14 protein-coding genes are annotated in these 11,935 nt (G+C 54.4%); 1 reads left to right on the forward strand and 13 read right to left on the reverse strand.

The window, feature by feature from the left end:
• Window positions 1-89 precede the first annotated feature (89 nt).
• The 12 genes from PEH01S_RS11710 to PEH01S_RS11765 form a co-directional block, all read right to left on the reverse strand.
• On the reverse strand, window positions 90-737 hold the full coding sequence (locus PEH01S_RS11710; protein WP_127485596.1) for a tetratricopeptide repeat protein: 648 nt from the start codon (window positions 735-737) through the stop codon (window positions 90-92).
• 120 nt (window positions 738-857) lie between these two features.
• Entirely contained in the window at window positions 858-1,241 is a 384-nt protein-coding gene (gene panD / locus PEH01S_RS11715) for an aspartate 1-decarboxylase (RefSeq protein ID WP_010501035.1), read from the reverse strand.
• Between the two features lie 53 nt (window positions 1,242-1,294).
• The gene (gene panC / locus PEH01S_RS11720; protein ID WP_127485599.1) at window positions 1,295-2,182 is read right to left on the reverse strand and encodes a pantoate--beta-alanine ligase; all 888 of its coding nucleotides are present in this window, start codon (window positions 2,180-2,182) and stop codon (window positions 1,295-1,297) included.
• A 21-nt stretch (window positions 2,183-2,203) separates the two neighbouring features.
• A complete protein-coding gene (gene panB, locus PEH01S_RS11725; protein WP_025846308.1) occupies window positions 2,204-3,079 on the reverse strand; it encodes a 3-methyl-2-oxobutanoate hydroxymethyltransferase in 876 nt (291 codons plus the stop codon).
• Window positions 3,080-3,407: 328 nt separating this feature from the next.
• A complete protein-coding gene (locus PEH01S_RS11730) occupies window positions 3,408-4,382 on the reverse strand; it encodes a biotin--[acetyl-CoA-carboxylase] ligase (RefSeq protein WP_174807127.1) in 975 nt (324 codons plus the stop codon).
• A complete protein-coding gene (locus PEH01S_RS11735) occupies window positions 4,379-5,674 on the reverse strand; it encodes a CCA tRNA nucleotidyltransferase (RefSeq protein WP_127485601.1) in 1,296 nt (431 codons plus the stop codon). Before PEH01S_RS11735 ends, PEH01S_RS11730 begins: the two co-directional genes overlap by 4 nt.
• 19 nt (window positions 5,675-5,693) lie before the next feature.
• The gene (gene bshA, locus PEH01S_RS11740; RefSeq protein ID WP_127485603.1) at window positions 5,694-6,863 is read right to left on the reverse strand and encodes an N-acetyl-alpha-D-glucosaminyl L-malate synthase BshA; all 1,170 of its coding nucleotides are present in this window, start codon (window positions 6,861-6,863) and stop codon (window positions 5,694-5,696) included.
• 45 nt (window positions 6,864-6,908) lie between these two features.
• Window positions 6,909-7,613, reverse strand: a complete 705-nt coding sequence (gene bshB1 / locus PEH01S_RS11745) for a bacillithiol biosynthesis deacetylase BshB1 (RefSeq protein WP_127485605.1) — start codon at window positions 7,611-7,613, stop codon at window positions 6,909-6,911.
• Window positions 7,610-8,029 carry a methylglyoxal synthase gene (mgsA, locus tag PEH01S_RS11750; protein WP_010501023.1) on the reverse strand — a complete coding sequence of 140 codons (420 nt, stop codon included), beginning with the start codon at window positions 8,027-8,029 and terminating at the stop codon, window positions 7,610-7,612. The genes bshB1 and mgsA overlap by 4 nt, the downstream gene beginning before the upstream one ends.
• A gap of 91 nt (window positions 8,030-8,120) precedes the next feature.
• A complete protein-coding gene (gene dapB / locus PEH01S_RS11755) occupies window positions 8,121-8,924 on the reverse strand; it encodes a 4-hydroxy-tetrahydrodipicolinate reductase (protein ID WP_127485607.1) in 804 nt (267 codons plus the stop codon).
• A 43-nt stretch (window positions 8,925-8,967) separates the two neighbouring features.
• Complete coding sequence (locus PEH01S_RS11760) at window positions 8,968-9,489, reverse strand: tetratricopeptide repeat protein (protein ID WP_025846318.1); 522 nt, start codon at window positions 9,487-9,489, stop codon at window positions 8,968-8,970.
• A 91-nt stretch (window positions 9,490-9,580) separates the two neighbouring features.
• The gene (locus tag PEH01S_RS11765; protein WP_010501017.1) at window positions 9,581-9,916 is read right to left on the reverse strand and encodes a nucleotide pyrophosphohydrolase; all 336 of its coding nucleotides are present in this window, start codon (window positions 9,914-9,916) and stop codon (window positions 9,581-9,583) included.
• A gap of 210 nt (window positions 9,917-10,126) precedes the next feature.
• Here PEH01S_RS11765 and PEH01S_RS11770 point away from each other — a divergent pair, with 210 nt between their 5' ends.
• Window positions 10,127-10,993: a YitT family protein gene (locus PEH01S_RS11770; protein ID WP_025846320.1), complete on the forward strand. Its 867-nt coding sequence runs from the start codon at window positions 10,127-10,129 to the stop codon at window positions 10,991-10,993.
• 8 nt (window positions 10,994-11,001) lie between these two features.
• Here the strand turns inward: PEH01S_RS11770 and PEH01S_RS11775 are convergent, their stop codons facing one another.
• Entirely contained in the window at window positions 11,002-11,886 is an 885-nt protein-coding gene (locus tag PEH01S_RS11775; RefSeq protein WP_025846322.1) for a sporulation protein YpjB, read from the reverse strand.
• Window positions 11,887-11,935 lie beyond the last annotated feature (49 nt).

Consider the following 11,935-nt stretch of genomic DNA (forward strand, 5'->3'; position numbering starts at 1 on the left):
CCACTCTTCTCATAAGCATACCAATACTGCGGGAAAAAGGGAATAGCAAACTTACCCTTTTTACAAAAAAACAGGAACGAACATTCGGGTTAATCTGAAGGCCGCGACATGTCGAACACAAACTGGAGTCCGCCCTTTTTCTCACAGCAAACGCCCAAATCGAGCAAGGGCTGAACGCTGGACGGGTCGGTCCGATATGCCATGTTGAACAATTCACACGCTTTGTCCATATTGTGCAGCTGCGCTTGGATACAACCCATGGCATTAAAGGAGATCGCTTTGAGCTGCATGTTTTCAGTCAATCGGGACAAAAATTGAAAATGCAGATAGCTTTCCCCGGCTTCCCCTTTGCGCAAGTAAGACATGGCCAAATAAATCCGTGCCAAATTGAAATCGGGCTGGAGCCGGATCAATTCGTCGAATTCGGCGATCGCCCGGTCGAACATATGGAGCTTGTAATATCCTTGTCCCCGGATAAACAAATCGGTCCGTTTGCCTGAAAATTCGGGATCGAGCGGATCGGCTCCCGTACCGTTCAACGATATGCCGGCGACACTCATCAACTTGCTCCATTTCTCTTCGAACTGCAGCCATTCTTCGATGCAGGCATCGCTCATTGCCTTAAGGGCCCGCAGCTTTTCCTGCAGCTCTCTGCGTGCGGTGCCTTGGGAGGACGGGTATTGCAATATGACTTCATCCAGCATTTCGTTCATGGAAGCAAAAAGATGTTTAAACATCGGCCGTATCCCACCTTTGCTTCTTTTCCCACAGCAGCTTTAACCTTTCATCGCCGCAGCTGTGGCGCCCGCTGTGATCGTATCTACATTGTGCGTCTACCCGTCCCGTTTCATTCTCGTTTAAAGGACCGTGGAATGAATTTCTTCCTTCAGCACGCCTACGACTTGATTGTTCTCGCCCATAATGGCAATGCTCGGCGTGTGCTTGCGGGCTTCTTCGTCCGATAACATGACATACGATAAAATAATGACAATATCTCCGGGATGGACCATTCTTGCCGCCGCACCGTTCAAGCAGACGACGCCCGAGCCCCGCGGTCCGGGAATAATATACGTCTCGAATCTGGCGCCGTTGTTATTATTGACGATTTGAACTTTCTCGTTTGGGAGCATATCGACCAAATCCAGCAAATCCTGATCGATCGTAATGCTTCCAACATAGTTTAAATTGGCTTCCGTTACGGTTGCACGGTGAATTTTCGATTTTAACATGGTACGAAACATGGCTGACGCCTCCTACGTTTTTGCGCTCTCGGGACTAGCCCTCAGCTGTCGGGTTACGAGTGGCTCAATGAAGCTGCAGGAGCGCGAAGTATCCGATTATCGATCAGGCGAGTCGATCCGAACCGGACGGCCACCGCGACAATAACCCGCTCTTCCCTGCTCCAGTTTTCCAATGCAACCAAATCCGGATAAGAAAGCAGCTCCACATAATCGATATCGGCCAACGGCGCGGATTGAATACGCCGAACGACCGTTTGCCTCAGCTCTTCCGGAGAGATCGTTTCTTTACGAGCCGTGAGAAGCGATTCCGCCTCTTCCAGAGCCGCGGAAAGGACAAGCGCCTGTCTTCTCTCTTCCTCGCTCAAATACACGTTGCGCGAGCTCATCGCAAGTCCGTCTTCTTCCCGGACGATCGGACATGGGACGATGGTGACGGGGATGTTCAGATCATACACCATCTGCTCGATGACCGCTACCTGCTGGGCGTCCTTCATCCCGAAATAAGCATTGTCAGGCTGAACGATATTCAGCAGCTTGGTAACAACCGTGGCGACGCCGTCAAAATGTCCCGGCCGGGAAGCCCCGCACAGCCGCTCGGTTACACCGGAGACGGAGACGATCGTTCTGGTCGGTTTCGGGTACATCTCGCTCACCTGTGGAAAAAATACGATATCCGTCCCGGCTTCGCGCGCAACGGCCATATCCCGCTCCTCGTCCCGCGGATACCGGTCCAAATCCTCGTTCGGCCCAAACTGCAGCGGATTGACGAAAATGCTCAGGATCACCACGTCGCACTCTTTGCGCGCGGCTTCGAGCAGCGAGGCGTGGCCTCGGTGCAGGAAGCCCATGGTCGGCACGAAGCCGATGCGTACGGCCGGATCGGCAGCCCGTTTTGCTTTAATCATCTGTCGTAACGAATCAATCTGATGAACAATTTGCATCGGTTATCGAAGCCCCGTTTCTTATTCTCTATGTGCAGCTACCGGTTTCCCGCCGCCGTACAACGATTCCGCCACTTCGTCGTCCATACGAAACGAATGCTCCGGACCCGGGAAGCTGCGCTGCTTCACGTCGTCCACATACTGGCGCAGCCCATTGCGGATCATCTCGCCGACATTCCCGTAAGTCTTCACAAAACGCTTCGGATGTATGTCCGATCCGTAGCCGAGCGCGTCGTGAAATACGAGCACCTGACCGTCGCAATCTCTGCCGGCGCCAATACCGATCGTCGGAATGGACAGCTTGCTCGTCAGATGTGCGGCAACCTGATCGGTTACCAGCTCCAGCACGATGGAGAAAGCTCCGGCCTGCTCCAAGGCTTTGGCATCATCAAGTAATTTTTGCGCTTGATCGGCCGTCTTGCCCTGGATTTTATATCCTCCGATTTGATGAATCGACTGGGGCGTCAGGCCAAGATGGGCCATCACAGGAATACCGGCTTGCACTAGCGCTTCGACTGTCGGCGCAATCTCCGCCCCGCCCTCCATTTTCACCGCTTTGGCCAGCCCTTCCTGCATAATCCGTCCGGCATTCCGCAGCGATGCATCGATGCTGCCGTGATACGTATTGAACGGCATATCCGTCACCACAAAGCTGGTTCGAACCGCACGCGTAACCGCACGGGAATGGTAGATCATATCGTCCAGGGTGACGGGAAGCGTCGAATCGTAGCCGAGCACGACATTGCCAAGCGAATCCCCGACAAGAATCACATCGATACCGGCTTCCTCCGCCAGCATAGCCGTCGGGTAATCATAGGCTGTCATTACGCTGATCGGAGTTCCGTCTTCTTTCATTTTCCTCAGTTTGGCCGTCGTTATCGGTTTACGCATCTCCATGATTTACACCTTGCCTTCCGGTTGGAATGGTTCAGGGTTCCGCACGCTCGGGAGTCTCTCCCTCTGCCGTTCTTCCTCCTGATAGTATTGCGATAATCGGCCGGATTGTTGCAAAGAGCAAAAAAACCTTTCAGCCCATACGGAGGCTAAAAGGTTCACATGTCCTTCTCATATGATCCTTCTGTCTCGGTCCGGTTAGGCTCAGAGCAGAATCCGACATATTGCTTGGGTAAAGCTATGATGTTGTTCAAAAAACATACGATTGAAGTACAGTTCCATACGGATACCGTCTTCGTACCGTACATTATACCAAAGTTTTCATCCGGTGTCACCCAAAACTAATATCCGCGGAATACAATTTCCTTACCGAACCATCCGCTGTGCGAAGCTGCAGGGCACCATGCTCATCGATCCCCTCGGCAAATCCCTCGAACTCTCCTTGCGGCGTTCGGCAGCGGATATTCCGGTGAAGCGAAACGGTCAGCGCTTCCCACAACAGCTTGATGGGGGCAAAGCCCTCCCGCCGGTAAAGCTCGTACAACTGCTCCCACTCCAGCAAAAATCGGCTAAGCACCTCGATTCGGTCCACCTGGCAGCCTGCTTCGATGGCAAGCGAGGTGGCCGCATCCCGAAGCTCTGGCGGAAAATCGTCCGACTGCAGGTTCACGCTGATGCCGACTCCGGCGATAATGTGCTGCAGCCGTTCGTCCTCGGCGCTCGATTCGAGCAAGATGCCGGCGACCTTCTTGCCGCCGACAAGCAGGTCGTTAGGCCACTTGATCCCCGCTTCCACACCTGTCGTACTGCGGATGGCCCGGCACAAAGCGACGGCAACGAGCAATGTCAGCTGAGGGGTAAATAACAAAGGAATCCAAACCGGCTTCAGAATCAGGCTCATCCAGATGCCTTTTCCGACCGGGGAATGCCACGTGCGCCCCATCCGGCCTTTTCCGGCCGTCTGCTGCTCCGCAAGAATAAGCGTGCCTTCCTCCGCACCTTCCTCGACACAGTGCGCCGCGACGATTTGCGTCGACTCCACTTGGCCGTAATATTTCACAAACCGGCCGAACCGTTCCGTCTCCAGCTTCAATTGCAGACGGCTCATATCCAGCCTGTCCGGCTTTGACAACAGCCGATACCCTTTGCGCGACACCGCTTCGAACCGGTAACCTTGCTGCCGCAAACGCTCGATCTGCTTCCAAACGGCCGTCCGGCTGACTCCAAGCTCCTCGCTCAGCTGTTCGCCAGACAAAAATTTGCCGTCCGATTGCTCGAACAGTCCGATCAGTCGATCCGTCATCATTCATCGTTCTCCTGCATGTTTTCGTAATGCTCGCGGGCCGCCGCAAGCAGCGTTTCCTTGTCGTTACGTAGTTCGGCGAGCGCGGCGCTTTCAAGCAACCGGTGCAGCAGCCGGCCTGTCCACGGACCGCCTTTGACGCCCAGGTGTCCCATAAGATCCTTCCCTCCGACGGCGAGCTCTGCAAGAGCCGAAACGGGCATCTGCTCCAGCCATACGGAGCCCAGTCTTTTCCATACATCCGCTGCCTCGCCAACCTTGATGTCTTCAGTCCGGATCGGGCGATTCTCCAGCAGGTAAATCTCCCTTAGCGCACGGAGTGCAGGAACGCCGTAAGTGAGCGCGGCCGAGATCCATATTCGTCTCAAATATGCTTCTTCGGCCCATCCCGTCGCTCTATCCAGTCCGGATAAAAGCGCAGTGTGCGCGGCGACGATTCGCTTGACCGTCTCCATCTGATGTCTGGAAAAGGTTAGCTTGATCATATCCTCTTCAACTTCGGCCGGAACGGCTCCTAGCCGAATGTAGATGAAAGCAAGCCGATGCTCCATTTCGGTTAACCGTGAGAGGGGCGGCCACGCCGTTTCCTTGTCCAGCCCGGACAGCAGCAGCTCCTGCTTCACATGACGCAGCGCCTTGCTTCCCGTGAGCAAGTCCAGAGCCCGGTTCGGATCGCTCCCCCCGAGCATTCGCTCCAGCTCCGCCCGGATGCGTTCCATGGCGATGTGACGCAGCAGCGAAATACCGGAGTTTAAAGCGTCCCAGGTCGCCTGTTCCACGATCAACCCGTACTCCGACGCAAAACGGAGACACCGCATCATCCGCAGCGCATCTTCGCCGAACCGCTCTTCCGCTTGTCCGACGCAGCGAAGTACGCCGCGTTCCAAATCCCTCATGCCATCGAATGGATCGATCAGCCGGCCGTTTTGGTCGATAGCCATCGCATTCATTGTAAAATCGCGCCGCTGCAAATCCTCGGTCAAGCTGTCGATATATTCCACCTCGGTCGGGCGTCGGAAGGCCTCGTATCCGCCTTCGCGGCGAAACGTAGTCACTTCGTAGGGCTTCTTGCCCACAACGACCGTAACCGTCCCATGCTGCAATCCGGTAGGGACCGTGCGCTCGAAGAGCCGCTGCACCTGCTCGGGATGAGCGGAAGTGGCGATATCGTAATCCTTAACGGGTCGCCCGAGCTGTTCATCCCGAACGCAACCGCCGACCAAATAAGCCTCAAAGCCCGCTTCGCACAAGCGCCGGACGATCTGCATGGCTCCCTGCTTTAAAGCATCGCTCATGTATGCAATCTCGCTTCCTTTATCCGCAATTGAGCGGATTCTCCCGAATCGACTCCGGGACCGGCCGCCCAAGCACCCGATAATATAACTCCTCATACTGCCGTGTAATCAAATCGTTGCAAAACGTATAGCGCGCGCGATACAAACAGGCGTCTACCGTCTTTTTGTACAAGCTTTCGTCCTTCAGCAGAGAGATGGCATACGCCGCCATTTGTTCCACATCGCCGATGTCCGCCAAGTAACCGGTTTCCCCATGAGTGATCAACTCGGGAATGCCGCCGGCGTTCGAAGCGATCGTCGGCACGCCGCAAGCCATCGCTTCCAGCGCAACCAAGCCGAAGCTTTCCTTCTCGGAGGGAAGCAGCATGAGGTCGGCTAACGACAGCAACTGGGCGACGTCGTCCTGCTTGCCGCAGAACGTGACCCGATCCAACAGCCCGAGCTCCTTTACCTTGCAGAGCACCTTGGACAGCTCCGGACCTTCGCCTACAAACAGGAGGCGGGAAGGCACTTCCTTACGGACCCGGTCGAAAATTTCCACAACATCCGTCACCCGTTTGACCGGACGGAAGTTGGAAATGTGAATCAAAATCTTCTCGTCGGGATGTGCAAACTCCTTGCGGAGCGACGCCACTTCACGAGGATAATACACCCGTTTGTCCACAAAATTGTAAGCCAGATCGATCGGCTTCTCGATGCCAAGCAGCTGCCGCGTTTCCTGGATCAAGTCTTGGGATACGGCGGTCACCGCATCGCTTTGGTTGATCGCATACCGGATCAGGTCGCTAAGCGACTCGTCCTGCGCCAGAACCGTAATATCGGTACCATGCAGTGTCGTTACCACTTTCAGCTCCGGACCGACCATCTGTTTAGCCAGCAGGGCGCAGACGGCGTGCGGAATGGCGTAATGAACATGCAGCAGGTCCAGCTCTTCCAGCTTGACCACTTGCGCAAGCTTGCTCGCCAAAGACAAATCGTAAGGCGGATATTTAAAGACGTAATAGTCGTTGACTTCGACTTCGTGATAGAAGATGTTGCGGTCGAACTTTCCAAGTCGAAACGGCATGCTGTGCGTAATAAAATGAACCTCGTGCCCTTTTTCCGCAAGCAGCTTGCCGAGCTCGGTGGCGACGACGCCCGAACCCCCTAACGTGGGATAGCATGTAATTCCGATTTTTAACCGGTTCATTGTTTTCGAGCCGCCTCCTTTTGCTCCTAGAATTGGTCACGCTTTTTAGAACAGTTCTGTCAAGTAAGGCAGCTTGCTGATGAAGCCTTCCGCATAACGGACCGCCCGTTTTTGCCCAAGCAGAGAGTCCCGGGCCTCCACCCGCTCAAGATAGCCTTGATTCAGCGGGGTGCGCACGATGTCGTTCCCGGCACCCGAACCCGAAGATTCGAATTGGCTCCGGTACGCAAGCAGCGACGAGCGCTTGCTCTCATAATGGCCGGTCACGTCAACCATCACATCGGGCTCTATTACATCGTTGATGAAATAAAAATAGCTTTCCTCAACCGTATGCGCCGGATGGTCCGGCAAGTACCGTCTCAGCTTCGCATTGAACAGCGCTTCCTGCACCAGCTTGCTGCAGGCGATATGGTCCGGATGCCGGTCTTCCCAATACGGTGCGAATACGATTCGCGGCTTCCAAGTGCGGATCTCCAAGGCAATTCGCTCCACATATTCCGGCAGCAGATAAAGTCCGCGGTCCGGCAGCTGCAGATTGGTGCGAACGGTCAGACCGAGCGTCTCCGATGCCGCCTTGGCTTCTTGTTGACGCGTTTCGACGGTGCCGTTAGACGACATTTCCGCCAAGGTCAAATCGCAAATGCCGACCTTAAGTCCGGCTGCCGTATGCTTCGCAATGGTACCGCCCATACCGATTTCCGCATCGTCCGGGTGAGCGCCGAAAACAAGCAGATCAAGCGACTCGCTCATTGATCGATCCCCGGCTTGTATTTATGTACCAGCTCCCGCCAAGCGAAGTCTCCCCGGTCAAGCGCTTTGACCAAAATTTCCGCGGTCGCGATATTGGTGGCGCAAGGAATTCCTTGAACGTCGCACAGACGAAGCAAAGCAATAATATCGGGCTCGTGCGGCTGCGCCATGAGCGGATCGCGCAAAAAGATAATCAAATCAATTTCATTGGTCGCCACCAATGCTCCGATCTGCTGGTCACCTCCGAGCGGACCGGACATAAAGCGATTCACCTGCAGGTTCGTATTTTCCATTATGCGCGTGCCTGTCGTTCCGGTCGCATACAACGTATGATCTTGAAACACATTCTCGTAAGCCGTAACAAAATTTACCATTTCTTCTTTCTTGCGGTCGTGTGCGATAAGTGCGATTTTCATTGCCATAGGATGGCTGCTCCTCTCTAAACTCCTATAAAACGAGGACACTCGAGCGGTCCTCTTCGGCCCGGCCCCATGTCCTCTTTCGTTTTTAATCGATAAAATGTTCGAAGCCGTAAATCATACCGGTATATTCCATGACTTTCTGAACGGCCACCTTCACGCCAGGCATATAGCCGGCCCGGTCATACGAGTCGTGACGGATTTTCAAGGTTTGTCCGAAAGCGCCGAATACGACCTCCTGCTGGGCAAAGATGCCCGGCAGCCGAACGCTATGGATCCGGAATCCGTTATAATACCCTCCGCGGGAGCCTTCGATCGTCTCCACTTCGTCGGGATTGCCCTGACGCAGCTCCTGACGCGCTTCGGAGATCATCTCCGCCGTCTTCACGGAAGTGCCCGAAGGCGCGTCCAGCTTCTGATCGCCATGATATTCGATAATCTCCAGATGAGGAAAATATTTGGCAGCTTGTGCGGCGAATTTCATCATCAGAATGGCACCGATCGAGAAGTTCGGGGCGATCAATCCGCCGATCCCCGCTTCCTTGCACTGCTTGTCCAGTTCGGCGATATCCTCCGGCGTAAAGCCGGTCGTCCCCATCACGGGGCGGACCTTATGTTGAATAGCCAGTCGGGTATGGGCTACCGCCGAATGCGGAGCCGTAAAATCAACCAGCACATCGGGTTTCGTTTCCGCGAGAGCAAGCTCCAGATCGTTCGTAACCGCAATTCCGCAAGCATCCAAGCCGACCAGTCTGCCTGCATCCGTTCCTACAGCGGAACGGTTAACCGCAGCGGCCAGCTCCAGCTCCGGGTCGCCCAAAACCAGCTTGACGACCTCGCGCCCCATGCGGCCTCCCGCTCCGGCAACCGCTACTTTGATGATTGGTTTCATATGGATTCATTGTCCTTTCCGCTTAGGTGTCGATCATTGGCACTTATAGGGTAACGCTCATATATTCCTTCCATTTTTTCCGGTAGTCCGCGAGCAGCCGCAGGCCGATGGAATGCTGCGGATCCAGCTTGAGCAATTCCTGAACGGCCTGCACGGCCGGAGCGAACTCCCCAAGCCGGGAATACGCGATACCCAATAGTAAAAAAGCTTCCTGTGAAAGCGGATCGAGCTTCACCGCCTGCTGCAGCAGCGACACCGCCAGCCATAGCCGTTCGTCCGACTCCTCGAACAGCTTCTCTGCTTGAAGCGTCAGTTGGCGCGCCTGAAGGTGCTGCAGATGCAACGTGTAATGTTCATCCTCCGGCTCAAGCCGGACCGCTTGGCTTGCATGTGCCTCCGCTTTATCCAGCTTGCCGCTGCGTGCGTACGTAATGGACAGTTTATAATGATACGCCGCGCATTCGGGATTCGTCGCAATCGCATGTTCGAACCAGGCGATGGCCTGTTCGAAGTCGTGATTCAATATCGATTCGTACGCTTTCTTGATGGCCTCTTCGCCCTTCAACTGCATCATCTCCTTCCTCAGCCAAGCCGGAAGCAAACTTTTCCAAGCCGACATGAGAAGTGCAAGGTGATGGTACAGTATATGAAAAGAATCAGGCGTCGGTGTTTATTTTCGTCCAACGGTCCGCGTCGCGCGTCCGGAATTTGTGCATGACCTTATCATGCGCTTCCGTCAAATCGATGCCTAGCGAATTCGCAAAACAGATGGTAATAAACAAGATGTCGCCAAGCTCAAGCTCGATGGAGTTCTCCTCCTCGGTGGCCTTTTTCGGCTTCTCGCCGTAACGATGATTTACTTCCCGCGCCAGCTCCCCTACCTCTTCCGACATCCGGGCCAGCATCGTCAGCGGTTTGAAGTACCCTTCCTTAAACTGCGATATGTATTCGTGCACCTCGCCTTGGAGGTCCTTTAACGTTTTCTCGGACATACCGGGAGATGTTCACCCACCTTATAATCAAGATGACTAACGATTGTGCGGACACAACCGTATCAGTACCATGTTAACGCAAAACGAGGGGGAATGACAAATTTTTTTTGCTCCCTAAAACTTTTTCACATCCTTTATCATGAAAAAAAGGGCAACGCGATAACCTAAGAGAATGTTAATATAAACATCTTTTCGAATCGAGGTGGAGTTATGCCGGACCGCTTAAAAGCACATCTGAAAAACATTGTTCCCATTATCCTCGGAACGGCGATCTATGCGTTCGGAATTCATTATTTTGTGATCTCCAACGAATTGATGGAAGGCGGCGTGACCGGAGTTGCCCTGCTGCTCTCTTATATTTTCGGGTTGCCGCCGTCCTTGACGACTTTAGGTCTGAACATCCCGCTTTTCTACTTAGGATGGCGCATTTTGGGCAAGGCGTCGATGGGCTATACGGTGCTGGGCACCTTGTCCGTATCGTTCTTTCTATGGGTCATGGAGCGGCTCATTCAGATGGGGTGGTTGGTTCCGTTCCGGACGGAGCACGATTTTTTTCTGGCAACGGCCTATGCCGGCTTTACGCTTGGTCTGGGTCTCGGTATCGTTTTCCGGTATGGCGGAACGACCGGAGGGTCGGACATCCTGGCAAGAGTCGCCCACAAACTGAAGGGCTGGAGCATCGGGCAAGTGATCTTGATTATGGACGTAGTCGTCATCGGCTCCTCGCTCTTTTTTCTCCCGAAGGAAAAAATCTTATATACCTTTGTCGCCGTTTTCATCGCTTCGAAGCTGATTGACATTCTGATCGAAGGGGCGTATGCCGCCAAATCGTTCATGATCATCACCGATCACGCCGATGAGGTTTCCGCGGCGATTACGAAGGAATTGGACCGGGGAGCCACCCTGTTCCCCGCGGTCGGAGCCTATTCCAAGCAGCCCAAAAACGTCGTCTACTGCGTCGTCGCCCGGAGCGAAATGAAAAGGCTTAAAGACCTCGTCCGTTCTATCGATCCCCTCGCATTTCTCATTATTACGGAGGTTCACGACGTTGTGGGCGAAGGCTTTAAGCCAAATTAAATCTTATTTTAACTTCCCGGCGTTTCTTGATCAGGACGGCGGACCGGAACAAGGCCGCCGTTTTTCTTGGATAACCGCCAGCCGGCAAAGCCGAGCGATGCCAGGATGACGGAACCAAGCGTCACAATCCATAGAATCGGGTTCTGCGGTTCGGGGTAAGGCAGATAGGCAGTCGTCTCCCGTTTGAGAAACAGTTTATCGAGCAAGCCGCGGAGCGGAGGCACTGCATTAAGCACGTTGCGGTACAGCTCGCCTTCCCCTTGAGCCTGAAGCTTAATGAAAGTTGCAAACGAATCGAGCTTCTCGACGTCCGTAGGGCTGCGGCTGATCAACAAGCTCGGGCGGATGATGCCGATATGCTGCTCCAGCAAGGCCGCTCCTCTTCGAACCTCGGCTCTATTTTTATCGGTTGCGGCCTTTTCGAGCAGGTTCACATCGTCGGAGAGCAGCTTGTCATACTGCAGCCATAGCGGCGTATGAGGGTGCGTGAGCGCATCCGCAGCGAGACGAATTTTAGCGGCTGCTACCAGTCCTTCATCCGGTTTAAAGCTTACCGCGTTGAACACCCGTTTCGCATCCGTAACGGCCCGGGTGAGCGCGTTCATTCCTTCGATTGACGTGAGACCTTCAAAGCGTATCTTCGGTATTTGATCGCTTAGCTGCTGAAGCGCCATCAGACTTCCGGGAACGTCTCCCTGCTTTGCTTTTTGGTACAGCTCCTCCGCCGTTCTGCCCAGCAGCTCTGTCTTCTGCACCTGCTCCGCCGAGGGCCTGTACGCCGACGTTTCTTTTGTGCTTTCTCCCTTTCCGCACCCGGTTGCAACCAGCATTAAGCTGACGGATAGGGCCAGCCAAACCCCGAACCTGCGCCATCTTCGAGCCTTTCCGGCCATTGGGACATCCCCTCCTAAGTTCATCCTATGGAGAGAAAGCGCCGATTAG

The organism is Paenibacillus ehimensis NBRC 15659 (genome assembly GCF_004000785.1).
Taxonomy (GTDB): Bacteria; Bacillota; Bacilli; order Paenibacillales; family NBRC-103111; genus Paenibacillus_G; species Paenibacillus_G ehimensis.